General features: G+C 58.8%; 11 protein-coding genes. 4 read left to right on the top strand and 7 right to left on the bottom strand.

Annotation, left to right across the window (positions count from 1 at the left end):
- The first annotated feature begins 151 nt into the window (after window positions 1-151).
- Entirely contained in the window at window positions 152-1,858 is a 1,707-nt protein-coding gene (locus H8F21_RS12605) for a ShlB/FhaC/HecB family hemolysin secretion/activation protein (protein WP_203584438.1), read from the top strand.
- Window positions 1,859-1,888: 30 nt separating this feature from the next.
- Window positions 1,889-6,445, top strand: coding sequence for a hemagglutinin repeat-containing protein (locus tag H8F21_RS12610; RefSeq protein ID WP_203584439.1), 4,557 nt, complete (start codon window positions 1,889-1,891; stop codon window positions 6,443-6,445).
- Window positions 6,446-6,529: 84 nt separating this feature from the next.
- Here H8F21_RS12610 and H8F21_RS12615 read toward each other — a convergent pair whose 3' ends face one another.
- Together H8F21_RS12615 and purL are read right to left on the bottom strand one after the other, a co-directional pair.
- A complete protein-coding gene (locus H8F21_RS12615; protein WP_203584440.1) occupies window positions 6,530-6,841 on the bottom strand; it encodes a YqfO family protein in 312 nt (103 codons plus the stop codon).
- 2 nt (window positions 6,842-6,843) lie between these two features.
- On the bottom strand, window positions 6,844-10,743 hold the full coding sequence (gene purL / locus H8F21_RS12620; RefSeq protein WP_203584441.1) for a phosphoribosylformylglycinamidine synthase: 3,900 nt from the start codon (window positions 10,741-10,743) through the stop codon (window positions 6,844-6,846).
- A gap of 245 nt (window positions 10,744-10,988) precedes the next feature.
- Here purL and mltF point away from each other — a divergent pair, with 245 nt between their 5' ends.
- The gene (gene mltF, locus H8F21_RS12625) at window positions 10,989-12,449 is read left to right on the top strand and encodes a membrane-bound lytic murein transglycosylase MltF (RefSeq protein WP_203542129.1); all 1,461 of its coding nucleotides are present in this window, start codon (window positions 10,989-10,991) and stop codon (window positions 12,447-12,449) included.
- 30 nt (window positions 12,450-12,479) lie between these two features.
- On the opposite strand, the gene tadA is transcribed toward mltF, so the two are convergent.
- Together tadA and H8F21_RS12635 are read right to left on the bottom strand one after the other, a co-directional pair.
- Window positions 12,480-12,962 (bottom strand): tRNA adenosine(34) deaminase TadA, encoded by a 483-nt coding sequence (gene tadA / locus H8F21_RS12630; protein WP_203476229.1) that lies wholly within the window; start codon window positions 12,960-12,962, stop codon window positions 12,480-12,482.
- Window positions 12,962-14,341 (bottom strand): multicopper oxidase family protein, encoded by a 1,380-nt coding sequence (locus H8F21_RS12635; protein WP_203476452.1) that lies wholly within the window; start codon window positions 14,339-14,341, stop codon window positions 12,962-12,964. The genes tadA and H8F21_RS12635 overlap by 1 nt, the downstream gene beginning before the upstream one ends.
- 227 nt (window positions 14,342-14,568) lie before the next feature.
- Here H8F21_RS12635 and H8F21_RS12640 point away from each other — a divergent pair, with 227 nt between their 5' ends.
- Window positions 14,569-17,238: a dermonecrotic toxin domain-containing protein gene (locus H8F21_RS12640; protein ID WP_203584442.1), complete on the top strand. Its 2,670-nt coding sequence runs from the start codon at window positions 14,569-14,571 to the stop codon at window positions 17,236-17,238.
- Between the two features lie 65 nt (window positions 17,239-17,303).
- Here H8F21_RS12640 and guaA read toward each other — a convergent pair whose 3' ends face one another.
- From guaA to H8F21_RS12655, 3 genes are all read right to left on the bottom strand, one after another.
- Window positions 17,304-18,881 carry a glutamine-hydrolyzing GMP synthase gene (guaA, locus tag H8F21_RS12645; RefSeq protein WP_203476234.1) on the bottom strand — a complete coding sequence of 526 codons (1,578 nt, stop codon included), beginning with the start codon at window positions 18,879-18,881 and terminating at the stop codon, window positions 17,304-17,306.
- Window positions 18,882-19,006: 125 nt separating this feature from the next.
- Window positions 19,007-20,476, bottom strand: coding sequence for an IMP dehydrogenase (gene guaB / locus H8F21_RS12650; RefSeq protein ID WP_136477910.1), 1,470 nt, complete (start codon window positions 20,474-20,476; stop codon window positions 19,007-19,009).
- A gap of 85 nt (window positions 20,477-20,561) precedes the next feature.
- Complete coding sequence (locus H8F21_RS12655) at window positions 20,562-21,119, bottom strand: sugar ABC transporter ATPase (protein WP_203584443.1); 558 nt, start codon at window positions 21,117-21,119, stop codon at window positions 20,562-20,564.
- Between the last annotated feature and the right edge of the window lie 55 nt (window positions 21,120-21,174).

Consider the following 21,174-nt stretch of genomic DNA (forward strand, 5'->3'; position numbering starts at 1 on the left):
ATCGCGCCGGAAACACCCTACGCAATTCCAACTCCCGCCCTACAAGGCTATCGGCCCGGTATCGCATCCAAACGAATAGTAGCGTCCATAAAATCCGTGCAATCGGATTAACGCGGGTGTTTTCAGCACCCAACGCCCTGGACGCCACCTTATGCCTTATGCCTGCAAATCTGCCGGCTCATGTCTGCGCCCCGGGCAACTGCCTGCTCTTGCCCTGGGCCTTTTGCTGTGGACCGGCCCGTCGACTGCATCCGAAAGCCATCCAGCGGTGCAACAACTGCAGGACCAGCGCCAGCAGCGCGAGCAACTGGAACAACGCCAACGCCTGCGCACGTTGCAACGCGCGGACGAAGCATCCACCGAAATCGACAAGCAACCTGCCCCTGCAGATACAGGTGCGTGCTGGCCATTGCAGGGCGTGCGCCTGGCGGGCAACCAGCAACTGTCATCGGCCCAACTCAGTGACGCGCTTACACAGCTGATCCTGCCGTGCATGAGCCCGGCTCAAATCAATCAGCTCCTCAAAGCCATTACCCAGCAGTACCTCCAGGCCGGTTACTTGGCCAGCCGGCCCTACCTGGCGGCGCCTCTGGTCGCCGGTGGCACACTGGATATCGTGATTGTCGAAGGCTATGTCGAGTCGATCGAACTGGCTGACCCTGCCTTGCCCCTGTCATTGAATAGTGCATTTCCTTCATTACTGGGAAAGCCCTTGCGCCTGACCGAGCTGGAACAAGGCATGGACCAGTTGAATCGGTTGAAGGCATTCGAACTGGGTGCCGACATTCTTCCGGGCAGTCGCCAAGGCGCAAGCCGGGTCGTGGTGGTTCCCAGGCAAATCAAGCGGCGCTGGCATCTTGGCGGCAGCTTCGACAATCGCGGCAGCGAACAAACCGGACGCGAGCGGCTGGGAGTCAACTTGAGCCTGGACAGTCCCCTGCAGCTCAATGACTTCGTGCAGATATCGGCCAACTCCACACTTCCGTCAGGTTCAAGCTACAGCCGCGGGTATGGCGTGTACTACAGCATTCCGTACGGCGCTTGGACCTACGCCATGAACTTCAACCAACTGCAGTATCAGGCGCAGCTTCCGGCCCGACGCCTGCACAGCAGCGGCCAAAGCGACTTCTACGGCCTGGGCCTGGAGCGCACGCTGTGGCGCAATCAGCAGGGCCTGCTCAGTGCCAGTGTGCGCATGGAGCAAAAACGCCTGGAAAATCGTCTGGGCAAACAGCGCCTGTCACTACAAAGCCCAACACTCACCACAACCGAGGCAGGTCTGAATCTACTATGGCTCGGTGACGGTCTATGGAGCGCATACCTGGGGGTGAGTCAGGGCCTGGACTGGTTTGGCGCCGATCGTGAAGCACTGCGCAACAATGCGCCTGAGCCGCGTTTTAGAAAGTACCGCGCCAACTTCATGCATCTGCGCCAAGGTCGCAATCCGAATTGGCCCTGGCGTTGGCAAAGTGACTTGAACCTGCAGTACAGCCCCGACGTGCTCCCTGCCGTCGAACAACAGCAGTTGAGTGATACCACTGCTGTACGCGGCTTTCGCCAGCAGGTGGTCGCCGGTGCCAATGGCGCCGTCTGGCGCAACACCCTAAGCCAGCCGCTCGCCCTGGACCTGCCCCAGGCCCTCGTGCTGCACCCACAACTGGGTGTGGATCTGGGTTGGAGCAAGTTCAGCCACGGCACTGCTGCACAACGTCTGGCCGGCGCGCATGCCGGCCTGGAGCTGAGCCTGCCCGACAGCCAACTCAAGCTCGACTACCAGCATGCCATCTATGCCAGCGTTGCTCCCCGCGCAGCGCTGGAAAAGGGCTACTGGCTGCTGGAGTGGGTAGTGAACATCTGACTTCCACCACAAAAAAAAAGAGAGACCACGATGTCCAGACAAACCCGAACACCCGCCCAAACATTCGAGCGAATCAGCCCTAATCACCTGCGCTGGATGATTGCCCTGTGCCTGCTTATTCCCTATGTCAGCGTGGCCGAGAATGGCCTGCAAGCCGCCGCAGGTGCTGGCGGCACACCGCTGATTAATAACCAGCATGGCGTGCCAGTTATCAACATTGTTGCGCCCAACGCCGGCGGCCTCTCACACAATCAATTTCTCGACTACAACGTCAACGCACCGGGCCTAGTGCTCAACAACGCAATACACGCCGGACAATCGCAACTGGCCGGGGCCTTGGCTGCCAACCCGCAATTTCAAGGCCAGGCCGCCTCGACCATCCTCAACGAAGTCATCAGCCGCAACGCCTCGCGCATCGAGGGCCCACAGGAGATTTTCGGCAGCCGCGCAGACTACATACTGGCCAACCCCAATGGCATCACGCTCAATGGCGGCACGTTTATCAATACCACTCGCGCCGGGTTTCTGGTCGGCAGCCCCGAGATCGATGGGCAAAGCATCAAGAACCTCGATACCCGCAATGCCACCGGCAGCCTGCGAGTGCTTGGAAGTGGCCAGAGCAACCTAGAAGGTGCTCTCGACCTGATTGCACCACGCATCGACAGCCAGGGCTCACTTGTGGCTCGCGACGACCTGAACCTTACCGTGGGCCGGAATCTTGTCCGCAGCACGGACCAACAGGTAATCGATCATCGTGCGGCGCCAACCTCGAGCGTTGATGCCAGCGTGTTCGGGGCAATGCAGGCAGGGCGAATCAGAATTCTCAGCACCGCAGAAGGCGCCGGCGTACGGATGGCTGACAACAACCTGCTAGCTCGCAACGGTATAAGCATTCAATCCCAGGGCCCCCTGGAAATCAGCGGCTCGGAAAACAAGCGCAGCGTGTTCAACACCGAGCATGGCGCGGTAACGCTGAATGCCGCAGATAACCTCAGCTTGTCCGCCGTTGAAGTCAAAGGGCAGCAGATTCTTGCCAAGGCGGGAACCAACCTGAGCCTCGACACGCGCGTGCGCGAAACGAAGAACCGTGAGCACGAAAACCGGGAAAAAAAGTGGTGGTTCGTTCCTACCGAAACCTACAACCGAGAAAGCACCCGTACCGAGCGCAAGTATCTCGGCAGTCAATTGCAGGCCAGTGAAAACATTGACCTGCAAGCCGGAAAAGATATCAGTCTGGTTGCCGCCACAGTGCAGGCCGAAGGTGAGCTGGGCGCAAACGCGGGTGGCGCGCTGAACATCAGTGCCGCAACCGACAGCCAGCAGATCGACGAACAGGTTCATCATCGCAAACATCTTTGGCGCGCAGATCAGAACACCCGTCAGCATCAGGAGAGTGCCAAGCCCAGCGAGCTTTCCGGCCAGCAGATTTCCTTGATATCGGCAGGACCTACCCAGGTGCTTGGCAGTACCCTTTCCAGCAAAGGTGACACCAACGTCAAAGCTGGCAGCCTGGAGGTTGCCGAAATTACCCTGAACAACAGCAAGCATGCCAAAGGTTATCGAGGAGACCTGGCTTCGGGCACCTTCTTCGGCACCAACGACCAATCCGACGGCGACGGCCAAACCGCCAGCGGCAGTTCCATTCACGCCGGGGGCACGTTAACCGTGGCTGCGGACCAGGTGCAGATCAAAGGCTCCAAGGTGAACAGTCGGGGCGACGCGCTGGTACTCAGCGAGAAAGGATTGCTGACAGTCGATGCAGCACAAAGCCAGTCTTCCCTCAATCAGCGTGCAAGCAACAGCAAGCTGTTCGGGTTGATCAAAGAACAGAGCGAACAGCAAGAGCAACGCAAGGACGTACTGACCAGTGACGTGGCGTCGCAAAGTAACCTGCGCCTGGCCAGCGCCGATGAACTGCGGATACATGGGGCCAAAGTCGATGCCGGACAGCAATTACAGCTTCAGGCTAAAAAGGACATCACCATTGGCACCGCAGAACAATCGCAGAGCCTGAGCGTCCGCCAGCAAAGCAAAGGTTTCACTGCCAGTGCCAGCCAGACCCAGGACGCCGCCGACGGTAAACCCGACTCTCATCAATACAACGCCTCGGTAGGCTACAACGTCAGCACAAGCGAAAGCACTCGAGCTGATAAAAAGCAGATTGCCAGCTCCCTTACCGGCGCACAGGTGAAAATCAACGGCAAAAGCGACGTTAACATCAAGGGCTCAAGCATCGGTGCAACCGCTGGGGACCTGCAGGTCGATGCGCAGAACATCAACCTTGTAGCAGCGCATGATGAGCAGTCTCAAAAGACCAGTAATCAGGAGGACGGTGGAGGCCTCTCTGTCAGCGGCGGTATCGACAAACTGGGTAGCGCGTTTGACGGTTATCAGCAGCAAAAGGGCCTCGAGGAGCATTCGAGCCAGGCGCAGCTAAGCAGCCTGCAAAGCAGTAAAGATTTGCATGTGGCAACCGGCACAATGGTCAACGAGGGCGCGAGGGTGACGGCAGGTCAAGCGCTGGTACTGAACACCGGCACCTTGGAAAACCGTGCAGTAGATAACATTCAGACCTCCAGCAAGACCGAACAGAACTGGCAGGCAAGCCTGGGTGCCAGTGTTGCCTACCGAGGCCTGACCCGTCCTATCGAGAGTCTGATCAAGGGCGAAGAAGCCAGTCGATTCCAGCAGGCATCAGTCGAAGACGCCCTGGCGCCTCCGGCAATAGGCGCTGAACTTGAGTTCAAGCATCTGAACCGTGAGGAGATCAGCCAAACCACCACTGCCCAGGTCGCCCAGCTGAGCGCTGGCAGCATAGATATCAAAGCCGACACAATCAAGGATACCGGCACTCAGTACCGCGCCGAGCAGGGGCCGCTGTCTATTCAGGCACAGAACCATCGCTTTGCCGCCGCCCAGAACAGCAGCGCGAACAGTGTCCGACGCCTGGATGTCGAAACCGCTGTACGCGCCGATACCAGCACAGGCAGCGATATCAACCTGCGTCTTTCGGGCAAGGGCGGCTCTGTGCAAAATGACCAACTCAAGCAGACGGCCAATCCCGGTAGCCTCTATGGGCACACAGGTATCCAGATTCAGCTGGGCAGCGACGGTGCCTACGAAGGTACGCACTTCGACGCAGGCCAAGGCTCATTGAAACTGTTGGCTGATGGCAACCTGAGCCTGGAGCAGGCCAACGACATTCAGCAAAGCCAGCTGAAACAGCTCGACGGTAGCGCTTGGGCCAAGGGGGGCAACAATCCCTTGGACACGAGCCTGGAGCTGCGAGGCTACCTCGATCACACCACACTCGACACTACCGATAGCCAGGCCCGAGTTACCACGATAGACGCCAAGGGTGATGTGCAGTTGCAGGCAGGTGGAGCACTTGAATTGGCAGGGCCGCGCATAGGCAGCAACAGTGCCAAAGTCGCAAGTATCAGCTTGCACGGTAACGATGCACTGGTAGTCAAGGCCGCTACAGACTCCCACGCCGCTCAAGGCAAGTTGTTAGGCGGTGGCGTTGAGCTGTTGGGCAACAGCACTGCCGCCGGCAAGGGCGGCGGAGTCGGTGGTCACGTGGGCATTGGTCACACTGAAGAGCGCAGCACCAGCAGCAGCGCAGCTCAATGGTTGACCACAGGCAAATTGACAGCAAGCAGTGCCGGGGCAAACGCCGACGCCGTGCATTTGCAAGGTGTAAAAGCCTCGGCAGCAGAAGTGGACATCAGCGCCAACAATGGCGGCGTACTCATCGAAGCGGCCAGCAATACCGAGCAGCGCAACAACCAGGAAATTACCGCAGGTGCCGGGGTCAGCGGCGCACCTGGCGCAACCTCCGAGCTATCCACTCTCGGGTTGTATGCCCGGGCGAAAGTGAACATTGATCGACGCGACAACCTAACTTACGCAAACAGCGAGTGGCGGGCCAAACACATCACCCTCAACAGCCTGACCGACACTCGCCTGGAAGGTGTGCGCATGGAGGCCGAAAGTATAGACGGCAAGATTGGCGGTGATCTTCGCGTTGCCAGTCGCCAGGACCGTATCAACACCTTGAGGGTGGATGCCGACGCACGACTGAGCCAGGAGAAAAACCCTCAAGGCTACATCAACGCCGCTACCGCCTTGGCTGGGCCGTTTGCCAGTAACGTGGAAAAACGGGTTGGACCTTTTGTACAGAAGGCCGACCCGAAGCTGTCGCCTACATTCAAGCTCGACATCGAACATAGCCAGCGTGACAGCGTGACCAGTCAAAGCCTGCTCAGTGGCCGTGACGGCGTAACCTTGATGGTCAGTGGCGAAACCGCGCTTTCAGGTGCCCGGGTACAGGCAGCCAATGGCAAGGTCGAACTCGGGAATGGTCCAATTAACCAGGAGACACTGAATGGTCGCGACTATCGTCGCGCAGTAAACGTCAACGCTTCAAATGCCCCTGTGGATTTGATCAGCGGCTTGATCGTGCACTACAGCTCGGCGAACAGCGGTAAAGGCGAAAACGCCGTCGACCTTGGCCTGGTCAGCACCAACGGCCATGACCGTAGCACCGTCCTGACATCAAGCCTGATCAGCAAATCCAGCAATTGAGTAGCTGAAAAGCACCGCGGGGCAAGCCCGCTCCTACCATAACGGGTAGGAGCGGGCTTGCCCCGCGATAAAGCTTTTAAAGCCTCAGACGCTGGCGAGCTGCCAAACCTCATAAGCCGGTGTCTGGTAAGGATGGCTGTGCTTGAGCGCAACAATTACCGACTGAATCAGCTCGTCGGCCACCACCAGTTCTACCCGCCACTCTTCGACCTGTTCAACCACGCCCGTATGCCCGATAAACGGCTGACTACCGTCCAACGGGCGAAACTGGCCCTGGCCCAACACCTGCCAGGCGCAGCAGTCGTAGTCGCCGATGCGTCCACCGCCTGCGGCGAACACAGCGGCCTTGACCACTTCCACATGGCTGGGCGGGACGAAGAAGGCGAGTTTGTACACCCTTAGTTCACCCACACCCGCGCGTTACGGAACATGCGCATCCAAGCGGCGTCCTCGTTCCAGTCATCCGGACGCCAGGAGTTCTGCACCGCACGGAAAACCCGCTCAGGGTGCGGCATCATGATAGTGACGCGACCGTCGCGGCTGGTGAGGCCAGTGATACCGCGCGGCGAACCGTTCGGGTTGGCAGGGTAGGTTTCAGTAACCTTGCCATGGTTGTCGACAAAGCGCAGCGCTACGCAACCGGACAAATCCGCTTCGAGCAGCGCTTCTTCGCTTTCGAATTCGGCATGGCCTTCTCCGTGAGCGATGGCGATTGGCATGCGCGAACCTGCCATGCCTTGCAGGAAAATCGAGTTCGACTCCTGAACCTGAACCATGGCCACGCGGGCTTCGAACTGCTCGGAGCGGTTGCGCACAAAATGCGGCCACAGATCGGTGCCAGGAATCAGTTCATGCAGGTTGGACATCATCTGGCAACCGTTGCACACACCCAGGGTGAAGCTATCGGTGCGCTCGAAGAAGCCTTGGAAGGCATCACGGGCACGGCTGTTGAACAGCGCCGACTTGGCCCAGCCTTCACCGGCGCCGAGCACGTCGCCATAGGAGAAGCCGCCACAGGCAACCAGACCTTTGAACGCGTCCAGGTCGATGCGGCCGGCGAGGATATCGCTCATGTGCACATCGATTGCGTTGAAACCGGCACGATCGAACGCCGCAGCCATCTCGACCTGGCCATTGACGCCCTGCTCACGCAGCACCGCCACCTGAGGACGAATGCCCTTCTTGATGTACGGCGCAGCGATGTCGTGGTTGACATCGAAGCCGAGCTTGGCGCTCAGGCCCGGGTTGTCTTCTTCGAGCAGGCCTTCGAACTCCTGATCGGCACAGTCGGCGTTGTCGCGCAGGCGCTGGATCTGATAGCTGGTCTCGGCCCACTGGCGCTGCAGCAGACGACGGTCACCCTGGAACAGCTGCTCGCCAGCGAAGTTGATCACCACTTCACCGTTGTTGATCGGCTGACCGATAACCGCGACGCAGTCTTCACCCAGGCCGGCAGCGCTGAACTGCGCCAGTACATCCGGGGTAGCGTCCTGGTGCACCTGGATGACCGCACCCAGTTCTTCGTTGAACAGAATGGCGGCAATCTTTTCGCGTTTGCTGGTCAGGGTGTCCAGTTCCAACTCCAGACCGCAATGACCGGCGAAGGCCATTTCCAGCACGGTGGTCATCAGGCCGCCGTCGGAACGGTCGTGATAAGCCAACAGATGGCCATCAGCGTTCAGGCCCTGAATCACTGCAAAGAATGCCTTGAGGTCTTCGGCATCATCGACGTCCGGTGCCTGGCTACCCAGCTTGCCGTGAGTCTGGGCCAGGATCGAGGCGCCCATGCGGTTCTGACCACGACCCAGGTCGATCAGGATCAGGTCGGTTTCGCCCTTATCCATACGCAGTTGCGGGGTCAGGGTCTTGCGAATGTCGGTTACCGGGGCAAAACCGGTGACGATCAGCGACAGCGGCGAGGTGACGGATTTCTCCGTCCCCTCCTCGCTCCACTTGGTTTTCATCGACATGGAGTCCTTGCCGACCGGAATGGTCAGGCCCAGTTCCGGGCACAGTTCCATGCCGACAGCCTTGACGGTGTCGTACAGACGCGCGTCTTCGCCTGGGTGACCGGCTGCGGACATCCAGTTGGCCGACAGTTTGATGTCAGAAAGCTTGGCAATACGCGAGGCGGCCATGTTGGTCAGCGTTTCGCCGATAGCCATGCGCCCGGAAGCCGGGGCGTCCAGCAGTGCCAACGGCGTACGCTCGCCCATCGCCATCGCTTCACCGGTGTAGACGTCGAAGCTGGTAGCAGTGACAGCAACGTCGGCCACCGGAACCTGCCAAGGACCAACCATCTGGTCGCGGGCAACCAGACCGGTAATGGTCCGGTCGCCAATGGTGATCAGGAAGCTCTTGCTGGCTACGGCCGGGTGACGCAACACGCGCTCGACCGAGTCATTCAACTCAAGGCCCGACGGATCGAAGTCGTCGCCCTGCTCAGCTTCACGGGTAACCGAACGGTGCATGCGCGGCGGCTTGCCCAGCAGCACTTCGAGCGGCATGTCCACTGGACTGTTGCCAAAGTGGCTGTCGGTCACGGTCAGGTGCGGTTCTTCAGTGGCTTCCCCGACCACGGCGAACGGGCAGCGCTCACGCTCGCAGATGGCCTGGAAGCGCTCGAAGTCGGCAGCATCGACTGCCAGGACGTAGCGCTCCTGGGATTCGTTGCTCCAGATTTCATGTGGTGCCATGCCTGGCTCGTCGTTAGGCACGTTACGCAGTTCGAAGCGACCGCCACGACCACCGTCGTTGACCAGCTCAGGGAAGGCGTTGGAAATGCCTCCCGCACCCACGTCGTGGATGAAAGCGATCGGGTTCTGCTCACCCAGCTGCCAACAGCGGTCGATGACCTCCTGGCAGCGGCGTTCCATTTCCGGGTTTTCACGCTGTACCGAAGCGAAATCCAGGTCCGCAGAACTGGCGCCAGTGGCAACCGAGGATGCCGCACCACCGCCCAGGCCGATCAGCATGGCCGGGCCACCGAGGACAATCAGCTTGGCGCCCACGGTGATTTCGGCCTTCTGGACGTGATCTTCGCGGATGTTGCCCATACCACCGGCGAGCATGATCGGCTTGTGGTAGCCGCGCACTTCTTCGCCATGAGGTGTGTTGATCGACTGCTCGAAAGTACGGAAGTAGCCAGTAAGGGCCGGACGACCGAACTCGTTGTTGAAGGCCGCGCCACCCAGCGGGCCGTCAATCATGATGTCCAGTGCAGTAACGATGCGCTCAGGCTTGCCGTAGGCCTTCTCCCATGGCTGTTCGAAGCCCGGGATCTGCAGGTTGGAAACGGTGAAACCGGTGAGGCCGGCTTTTGGCTTGGCGCCGCGACCTGTGGCACCTTCATCACGAATTTCACCGCCGGAACCTGTGGAGGCACCGGAGAATGGCGAGATGGCGGTCGGGTGGTTGTGGGTCTCGACCTTCATCAGGATGTGCACCGGTTCCTGCACCGCGCCGTATTGGCGGGTCTCAGGGTTCGGGAAGAAACGGCCGGCGACGTTACCGACGATCACCGAGGCGTTGTCCTTGTAAGCGGACAACACGCCTTCGCTGTGCATCTGGTAGGTGTTCTTGATCATGCCGAACAGGCTTTTTTCCTGGCTCTGGCCGTCGATATCCCAACTGGCGTTGAAAATCTTGTGACGGCAGTGCTCGGAGTTGGCCTGGGCGAACATCATCAGTTCGATGTCATTCGGGTTGCGCGCAAGCGTCTGGAAGGCCTCGACCAGGTAGTCGATCTCATCTTCTGCCAGTGCCAGGCCCAGGTCGGTGTTCGCCTGTACCAGTGCAGCACGGCCACCACCGAGGATATCCACCGAGGTCATCGGTTTGGGCTCGGCGTGACTGAACAGACCCGCGGCCTCTTCGAGCTTGCTCAGGACCATTTGGGTCATGCGATCGTGCAGGACGTCGGCAACGTTGGCAGCATCGGCTTCGCTCAACTGGCCGCTGACGTAGAAGGCAATACCGCGCTCCAGGCGCCGGACATTTTCCAGGCCGCAGTTGTGGGCAATGTCGCTGGCCTTGCTCGACCAGGGCGAGATGGTGCCGAATCGAGGCATTACCAGGAACAGGCGACCGCTTGGCTCCTGTACCGGTACGCTCGGACCGTACTTGAGCAAGCGCGCGAGCACTTGCTGTTGGTCGGCAGTCAGATCGCCGTCAACCTCGGCGAAATGAGCGAATTCAGCGTACAAACCACTAACAGCGGGGACTTTCTGGCTCAATTGCTCGAGTAATTTACCGTGGCGAAAGGCAGAAAGGGCAGGAGCGCCGCGCAGGATCAACATCGTCGGGACAGCCTCAGGAAGGGGGTGTGCTTAGAGGCCGTGCATTCTAGCCTAAATCCGTCGCTTCCGGCACCCGCAACACAGCATTCTGACGCAGCCGCATGTCGGTGGAGCAAAGCGGACTCGGGGGTCAAAAAACCGGCCTTTCCAGAGCCCCACCGCGTACATAGCGCAAAGCGTGCTAGCAGACAAGCAAACAGTTGTCGAGATATGGCGGGACCAGTCCTTTGCGTATACTGCAACCTATGTTCGCCCAAACTGCTTTGCGCCAGCGCTGCGCCAAATGGCTCATCGCAACCGGACTCTTCCTGATGCTCGGTGCCTGTGTTGAAAAACCCAGCACCCTGGAGCGCGTCAAGGAGGACGGTGTACTGCGCGTGATTACTCGCAACAGCCCTGCTACCTACTTCGAGGACCGCAACGGCGAAACCGGTTTCGAGTACGAACTGGTCAAGCGCTTTGCAGAGGACCTCGGGGTCGAGCTTAAAATCGAAACAGCCGACAACCTCGACGAATTGTATGACCAGCTCGGCAAGCCTTCCGGACCGGTGGTAGCAGCTGCAGGCCTGGTCAGCAGCGAGCACCGCAGGGCACAGGTACGTTTTTCCCATCCCTATCTTGAAGTGACCCCACAGATCATCTACCGCAACGGTCGTTCGCGGCCAACCGATGCCAAGGACCTGGTCGGCAAGAAGATCATGGTGCTCAAGGGCAGCACCCATGCCGAGCAGTTGGCCGAACTCAAAAAGCAGTATCCCGCGCTCGAATACGAAGAATCCGATGCAGTAGAAGTGGTCGACCTGCTGCGTATGGTCGATGAAGGGCAAATCGACCTGACCCTGGTCGACTCCAACGAACTGGCGATGAACCAGGTCTACTTCCCCAAAGTGCGCGTCGCCTTCGATCTTGGTGACTCCCGCGATCAACGTTGGGCGGTAGCTGCCGGCGAAGACAACAGCCTGCTCAACGAAATCAACGAATTTCTCGACAAAGTTCAGAAAAATGGCACCTTACAGCGTCTGAAAGATCGCTATTACGGCCATGTAGATGTACTTGGGTATGTGGGCGCCTACACTTTCGCCCAACACTTGCAGCAGCGTTTGCCACGCTATGAAAAGCACTTCAAGGCGTCCGCAAAAAAAGAACAGGTCGACTGGCGCCTGCTGGCCGCAATCGGTTACCAGGAATCAATGTGGCAGGCTGAAGTCACCTCAAAAACCGGTGTACGCGGCCTGATGATGCTAACCCAGCGCACAGCCCAGGCCATGGGCGTGTCCAACCGCCTGGACCCGGTGCAAAGCATTCGCGGCGGGGCCAAGTACTTCATGTACGTCAAGAAATCATTGGACGACTCGATCAAGGAGCCGGACCGGACCTGGTTCGCCCTGGCGGCTTACAACGTCGGCGGTGGCCACCTGGAGGATGCGCGCAAACTGGCCAAACGCGAGGGTTTGAACCCGAACAAATGGCTGGATGTGAAAAAAATGCTCCCGCGCCTATCGCAGAAACAGTGGTACAGCAAAACCCGCTACGGCTATGCCCGAGGCGGCGAGCCCGTGCACTTCGTGGCCAACATCCGCCGCTATTACGACATTCTCACCTGGGTGACCCAGCCACAACTCGAAGGCAGTCAGGTCGCCGATGGCAACCTTCATGTTCCAGGTGTCGACAAGACCAAGCCGGCCGAGCAGACACCTCCCCTCTGAGGCTTCCCGCGCCTGACACAGTGGCATGATTCAAGCTCTGGCTCGGCGCGCCTTGAAGAATTCGGAGAGGATCGTGCCGCACTCCTCTGCCAGTACCCCACCCTCGAACATCACCCGATGATTGAGGAAACCCTGGGTAAAGAACTGCCCCTGGCTCTGTACGATGCCCGCCTTGGGCTCCAGCGCCCCATACACCACCCGAGCAATGCGCGAGTGAACGATGAGCCCTGCACACATGCTGCAGGGCTCCAGCGTTACGTACAGGGTGCTGCCAGGCAGACGATAGTTACTCGCCGCCTGGGCGGCGGCACGAATGGCGACCATTTCAGCGTGCGCACTGGGGTCACTGCCGCTGATCGGGCAATTGAAGCCACGACCAATGACTTGACCATGTTGCACCAACACGGCTCCCACAGGCACTTCACCCAACGCTGCGCCCTGTGCGGCCAGTTCCAGGGCCTGACGCATGAACGCCTGGTCGCAGCTACGATCGATAATTTGCGGCTGACGCATCAGACGACCTCGATAGCGGCCATCAGGCCGGTTTCCATATGGTCGATCACATGACAATGGAACATCCAGGTTCCCGGGTTATCAGCAACCAAGGCCACCTGCGCACTCTCGTTCTTGCCTAACAGGTACGTATCAGTGAAGTACTGCTGCGCAAACTTGTGCCGGTTCGAGCTGAGAACCTTGAAACTCATGCCATGCAAATGAATGGGGTGCTGGTACTGGGTCATGTTCTTGAGTTCGAATATATAGCTCTTCCCCTTGGTCAGCGTCGCGATCGGTCGATCCGCACAGGTCTTGTCGGTGATATCCCAAGCCTGGCCGTTGATCTGCCAAAGGCTTGGCGGCTTGCCATTCTCGGTGTTCACCGACACCGCCCCCACCCATTCAAAATTGAAATTGAGCTTCTCGGCATTGGCCAGGTCTGGTTCGGCGATCGGATTGGCCGGCAACGCCTGGGGCCATTCGCCTGGTACTTCATTGCTGGCGACCGAGCGCAGGGTTCCCAGGCGTACGGAACCATCGCGCAGGGACAATTCCTCACCCGCAGATGGCATCTTGATTGCCAGGCAAATACGCATGCCAGGCCCAAGCCAGTAGTCCTTGCCCAGCGGCCTTGGCGTGATCGGATTACCGTCGAGCGCGTAAATACGCGCCTCGAAATTTCCTTTCAGGTTGATGCGGTAGGTCAGCGTGTTGTCCAGATTGAGCAGGCGCACCCGGACAATTTGCCCTTCGGGCATATCAACGACCGCATTGGCCTGGCCATTGATGGTAATCAGACGGCCGGCAGTGCCACCGCGGGCGGCTTCACGAGCAATGCTGAACGGCAGGTACGCACCCTGCTCGTCCACATGCCAGTTTTTCAGGCTCAAGGTGCGCTCATGCTTGAAACCGGTAGGCTCGCGCTCCTCGACAATCAGAGGGCCTACCAAACCCTTGCCGAGCTCTTCGGAACTGTTCACATGCGGGTGATACCAGTAACTGCCGGCATCCGGCACGCGGAACTTGTAATCGAAGTATTCGCCCGGCAATACCGGCAACTGCGAAACGTAAGGCACACCGTCCATTTCCAGCGGCAGGCGGATGCCGTGCCAATGAATGGTAGTGGCTACCGGCAGATGGTTAATGAAGCGTACGCGCAGCCATTCACCCTGACGCACTCGCAACTCGGTTCCAGGTGCCGACGGACCGAACGCCCAAGCCTCGGTCTTGTACCCCGAGACCAGCTCTACATCCAGCGGGGCAGCAATCAACTCATAGTCGTGGCCGGCATCAGGGTCAGTGCGCCCCAGCCAGTAGCGGGATGCGCCGCCGGCGCCCAAACCGATTGCCACCAGGCCAGTCAGGCCACCGAGTATTTGTCGCCGGGTAAAGGACATGCCGCAGGTACCTCGTAATGCCAGGAACAACATGTCGGCACCTTGCCAGGTGCCAACGATGAAGGGCGAATACGATACACCTGCAATTGCGAAATATTAAGTTAAGTCTTGTTCAATCACCGGTGCACGATGTCGCACCCACTCCGCGCACCGCCCAGCACTAATTACCACCTTTGCCACCATTGCCTGTTTCACGCTGAGCGCCCCCCTCTCTCACGAGAATGCTCATGTTAAAAACCGCACAGCAGAACAAGGATCTTGAAGACCTGAGGCTTATGGCTACCCAGGTAAGCAGCCATTGCCCGGACCTTCGCCAGATGGCCCGCGATGCTGCCATCGCCCTGCTCGACCGGCATAACCTTGCAGACCACGACCCCGACCATGTTTATTTCCACCGTTTCCACTCCGGCTCGAGCAGCCCCCGCACCTTTAGCGGCTGGCAACATCACAGCCCTCCCTATCAATCACTGACCCTGGCGCAATTGGTAGTACATCGCTTCAATGTTGCCGATCAGGACAGCACCGACGAACTCGGTAACTACACCGGCTTCTATTCGGATGGGCCAGGCAAGGATGCCTACGACGAAGGTAACGAAATCCGCTTGGCGCCCAAGGAAGTGCTCGAATACTTCTGGAGCATCAATTTAAGCACCGGCTATAGCCAGCGCCTTGAAAGCTTCTGGGCGAACTATTCAGACGCCTATCGCACATTAGCCAAGTCCACTTTCCTCAGCAAAGTACTGGAAGCCTGCGCCCAGCCGGGCGACAACAAGCTAGCCACCTGCCTGCACAAGGTCGCCATTGCCTTGGCCGGAGATACAACATGGCCGCCGACCTTGCAACAACTGCAAAATACCGTCACACCGGCACCGGGATTTCGCCTATGCACCTTCGACATCGGTGGCCATGTCGCCAGCTCTATCCTTAGGGTCGTAATGGATGATGGCTGTGAGTTGCTCTATCTGCCCGGCGATCTTGATCCACTGCAGCTGTTTGCCAATAACCTGGAGCTTCGTACCTGGGTGCTGACGCAAACCCGCACGGCAGAAAAGCGCGCACGCTTGCTGAGCCATTTTGCCCTCAGCAGTCAGGACCCGAATGATCAGGGTGTAGGGCTCGATCACCTGCTAGATGTCATGAAAACGCAATGGGACAGCCCCCGCCTCGACGGTTTGAACATGTTGGACACCCCACTGCACTCGGACGCATTCAGCCATCTACGTGACGCGGCACGTCAACGCATGCTCGACGATGCGCATTTTGCCCTGCGTTCAAATGCCGATTTGCGCAAACAACTCTGGATCGGCTACCTCGCTGCCTTCTCCAAGGTATTCGGGCCCATGGCGGCTTTCGATTGGCCGGTGGCGCTCGCCGTAGTGGGCGCCGGATTGGCGGAAACCGGACTGAATGTTGACCAGGCCATCAATGGACACACCACCGCAGAACGTCAGGCGGGTGTCACAGGCGCAATACTGGCGGGCATCAATACCTTGTTCAACGCCACCCTGTTGCGCGCTGGAGGCGTTGATGCTGCGGGGGAAATGACGGAAACAACTGCAGGGGGCGATGCCGCTGCGAACGCCCCTGAAAACCCACTCGCAAGCGAAGAGTTCGAACCCATCACACCTGCGCAAATGCAAACCTGGGTCCCCGAATCCTTCAGGTACGAAGGACAGGCGCGGTTGCTGGAATCACTTGAAAGCAACGATATCCTGAGGACCGCGCCTGACAGCGAGTTCAAAGGGATTTTCGTCCAGGACGGCAAACAATACGCCATGGTGGGCGAGCAAACCTACCAGGTGCGCTACGTAGGAGAGTTATCGACTTGGGTGATCATTGATCCAGACAACCCCTACTCGTTTTCCCGCAATATTCCCATTGCAGTGGATGACCAGGGGAACTGGCAGATCAAGCCGCGTTTGGGACTCAAAGGAGGTGCACCTCGATTCTTGCTGAAAATCTGGGGCAGAGTGGCACCACGACCTGGCCTACCAGCGTTGGAACCTAGCCCTTATGAAGTGCCACAGGCCGAGCGCGAGGCATTGAGGGCCGCAGCGGACGGCAGAGAAAACTTTGCATTGAGCGACCCAGACAGCGGCGCGCCGCACTCACTTTACAGGCAGCTACGTGACCAGCTGGCCCTTGACGCACACCAGTTCTATGGAGCCTTCGAACAACCGCCGCGCCCATCGATTCCCGAAATCCCCAGCACCGCCAGCCCCAAAGAAATACTGCGCAGCCTGTACGAAGAGAGTGAAGGACTTGTGATCGGCGAGTCCCACACCCAGGAAAGTGCCAAGCAATTTCTGATGAACAACATGCGTCAGTTGAAGAAGCTCGGGGTGGATGTCTTTTACATGGAACATTTCATGACCGACTTTCAGCAGGCCGACCTGGACTTGTTCAATCGAACCGGAACGATGCCTGCAGAGTTGAAAGCCTACGTTGAGAATCATGACTACATGGCCACTTTGGGCATGCAGACACCTCACACGCTCAAAAAAGTGATGTACGAGGCATTTCGGCAAAACATACGGATACAAGGCATCGACTGCATGGCCTCTTATCGCCAGGCCTGGTATGTGCAACCTTCGCTCACGATTCGCCAGGAAATGATGAATTTCTATGCCCACAGGATCATTGAGGCCGATCAGGCTCGTCGAGGCGCGGGGCGATGGGTGGCATTGGTAGGCAACTCGCACACCAATAACTTTGAGGGCGTTCCTGGGCTAAGTGAACTGCAAGGCGCCATTGGCCTGCGCATCGAAGACATTGAAATTGGTCAGTCGGGAAGCATTGGTGCCGACACTGGGATATGGGACGAGATACAAGGTGATGATTTGTTCGTCAGAAACGACCTGCTGTTGAAAGTACCGATCTCGCGCCCCTGGATGTAAGCGCAAGCTAAAAGCAACTGCACCAGATACAACAAGGGCGCCGTGAGGCGCCCTTGTTGTTCAACTTACTCCCACTCGATAGTGGCAGGCGGCTTGCTCGACACGTCGTAGGTGACGCGGGAGATGCCTTCGATTTCGTTGATGATGCGGCCACTGACGGTTTCCAGCAACTCGTAAGGCAAGTGCGCCCAACGTGCAGTCATGAAGTCGATGGTTTCTACCGCACGCAGGGCCACGACCCAGGCGTAACGGCGGCCGTCACCAACCACGCCAACCGATTTCACCGGCTGGAACACCACGAAAGCCTGGCTGACCTTGTGGTACCAGTCGGCCTTGCGCAGTTCTTCGATGAAGATGTGGTCGGCACGACGCAGCAGGTCGGCGTATTCCTTCTTCACTTCACCAAGGATACGCACGCCCAGGCCCGGGCCTGGGAACGGGTGACGGTAGACCATGTCGTACGGCAGGCCCAGTTCCAGGCCAAGACGACGGACTTCGTCCTTGAACAGTTCGCGCAGCGGCTCGACCAGCTTGAGGTTCATTTCCTCCGGCAGGCCACCCACGTTGTGGTGCGACTTGATCACATGAGCCTTGCCGCTTTTGGCGCCAGCCGACTCGATCACGTCAGGGTAGATGGTGCCCTGAGCCAGGTACTTGATGTTGTGCAGCTTGTTCGACTCGGCATCGAACACGTCGATGAAGGTGCGACCAATGATTTTGCGCTTCTTCTCAGGGTCCGCCTCGCCCGCGAGGTTGTTCAGGAACTGATCTTCAGCGTTGGCGCGGATAACCTTGACGCCCATGTTCTCGGCGAACATGGCCATGACCTGCTCACCTTCGTGCAGACGCAGCAGGCCGTTGTCGACGAAGACGCAGGTCAGCTGGTCGCCAATGGCTTTGTGCAACAGCGCGGCAACTACCGAAGAGTCAACGCCGCCGGACAGGCCGAGCAGGACGTTGTCGCTACCCACCTGGGCACGCACTTGGGCAATGGCGTCTTCAGCGATCTTCGAGGGAGTCCACAGGGCTTCGCAGCCGCAGACATCGAGGATGAAGCGCGAGAGGATGCGACCGCCCTGCTTGGTGTGGGTCACCTCCGGGTGGAACTGCACGCCATAATAGCCGCGAGTGTCGTCGGCCATGCCGGCGATCGGGCAGCTCGGGGTGCTGGCCAGGATGTGGAACTCTTCTGGAATGCGGGTGACCTTGTCACCGTGACTCATCCAGACGTCCAGGCCCAGTACACCATCGGCATCGACGTGATCTTCAATGCCATCAAGCAGGCGGCTCTTGCCGACTACATCGACACGGGCGTAGCCAAACTCGCGCAGCTCGGAACCTTCAACCTTGCCGCCCAGTTGCTCGGCCATGGTCTGCATACCGTAGCAAATGCCAAAAACCGGTACGTTCAGGTCCCAGACGGCCTGTGGCGCGCGCGGGCTGTTGGCTTCATGCACGGACTCCGGGCCGCCGGCAAGGATGATGCCGCGAGGAGCGAATTCGCGAATCGCTTCGTCATCCATGTCGAACGGGTGCAGTTCGCAATACACGCCGATTTCACGCACGCGGCGAGCAATCAGTTGAGTGTACTGGGAACCGAAGTCGAGGATCAGGATTCGGTGAGCGTGAATATCGAGGGCCATGACTCAATCTCTGATGCAGCTGCAAGCTTCGCGCTGCAAGCTGCAAGTTGATCGGGGAAACGCGGTAGCTGCTGTTGCGCAACTACCGCTTGAAGCAGGAAGCTTTCAACTGGCGACAGGAGGCGTTAGCCGACCCGGTAGTTTGGCGCTTCTTTAGTGATTTGTACGTCATGCACATGGGACTCGGCCATGCCAGCACCGGTGATACGCACGAACTCAGGCTTGGTGCGCATTTCTTCGATGTTGGCGCTGCCGGTGTAGCCCATCGAGGAACGCAGGCCACCCATCAACTGGTGGATGATCGCGGTCAGGGTGCCCTTGTACGGCACGCGACCTTCGATACCTTCCGGTACCAGTTTCTCGGCACCTGCCGAGGAGTCCTGGAAGTAACGGTCGGAGGAACCTTGAGCCTGGGACATTGCGCCCAGCGAACCCATGCCGCGGTAGGCCTTATAGGAACGACCCTGGAACAGTTCGATCTCGCCCGGCGCTTCTTCGGTACCGGCGAACATCGAGCCCATCATCACAGCCGAAGCACCGGCTACGATGGCCTTGGACAGGTCACCGGAAAAACGGATACCACCGTCGGCGATCAATGGGATACCGGTGCCTTCCAGCGCGGCAGCAACATTGGCGATAGCGCTGATTTGCGGAACGCCGACACCTGCGACGATGCGGGTGGTGCAGATCGAGCCTGGGCCGATACCGACCTTGACTGCGTCAGCGCCAGCTTCGGCCAAGGCCTTGGCTGCAGCACCAGTGGCGATGTTGCCACCAATGACCTGAACCTGCGGGAAGTTCTCTTTTACCCAGCGAACGCGGTCGATCACACCTTTGGAGTGACCGTGGGCGGTGTCGACAACCACTACATCGACACCCGCGGCGACCAGTGCGGAAACGCGGTCAGCAGTGTCTTTGCCGGTACCGACCGCAGCACCCACGCGCAGACGACCCTGGTCGTCCTTGCTGGCCAGCGGATAGGCCTTGGCTTTCTCGATATCGTTGACGGTCATCATGCCTTTGAGGGCGAACTTGTCGTCGACGATCAGCACGCGCTCGATGCGGTGCTTGTGCAGCAGCTCGCGTGCTTCGTTCTTGTCGGCGCCTTCCTTGACAGTGACCAGCCCTTCTTTAGGCGTCATCACTTCGCGGACGGTGGCATCCAGGCGGCTTTCGAAGCGAACGTCACGGGAAGTGACGATGCCGACCAGGTCGCCGTTATGCAGTACCGGAACACCGGAGATGTTGTTCAGGCGAGTCAATTCGAACAAGTCACGGACCGTGGCGTCAGCCTCGATGGTGATCGGGTCCTTGACCACGCCGGCCTCGAACTTCTTGACCTTGCGCACTTCGGCAGCTTGCTGCTCGATGGTCATGTTCTTGTGGATGATGCCGATGCCACCTTCCTGGGCCATGGCAATGGCCAGGCGGGCTTCGGTCACGGTATCCATGGCAGCAGAAACCAACGGAATATTCAGCTCGATGCCACGGGTCAAACGGGTCTTGAGACTGACTTCATTGGGTAGTACCTCTGAATAACCAGGCACTAGGAGAATGTCGTCGAAGGTCAGGGCTTCTTGGCTGATACGCAGCATCGCGGGGGCTCCCGGGCGGGAAAAATGGAAGCGCGCCATTATACTCATCCAGAGCCCTTCGCTCAATGCAAAGATGGGCCTTCGGTCAGTTACCTGCGCGCCTGACCTGCACCAAGGCCACAGGCTGATCCAGCCAGTCGGCAAAGTCATCGAGAAAGGCCTGTTTGAACCCCGCCGCGCTCCAGTTGTTGAAGATGAATCCCAGGTTGGAAAATGCGCAAGGTTGCAGGAACAGGAAGCCATTGATGTCGTCTTCATGCGCGCACAACGGGCAAATGAAGTTGTCGGTCTGTCCAGGCATCCACTCCTCCAGGCTTTCGAACAGGGCCACGCCAACCTCACGACGGCATTGCGGGCAGCCAGCTTCCTCGAGGAAATCGTCAAGCGGGGTATAGATGCAACGCTTGGTAATCACTTCCAGGCCGTTGACCGCCTTGTCGTAGGGCAATAGTTCAGGACGCTCCACCACTTTGCGCGCCCCCTCGCCAACGGCATACGCCATGCGGTTGCCAGTACCTCCGCACGTGCTCAATTGTTCCTCAATGATCTTTTCACGCACCAGCCAGCGCAGAATCGCCCGCGCACGCGGCTCATGCACAGGAACGCTGGAGATCTTCGGGACAATAATGCTCTGGGTAATCATGACGGCAGCCAAACATGCTTGAAAGCCGCCAGTTTACCATCGCAGCGCCACATTC

Origin of the sequence: Pseudomonas arcuscaelestis (genome assembly GCF_016881005.1) — a bacterium.
In the GTDB taxonomy this organism is placed as follows: domain Bacteria; phylum Pseudomonadota; class Gammaproteobacteria; order Pseudomonadales; family Pseudomonadaceae; genus Aquipseudomonas; species Aquipseudomonas arcuscaelestis.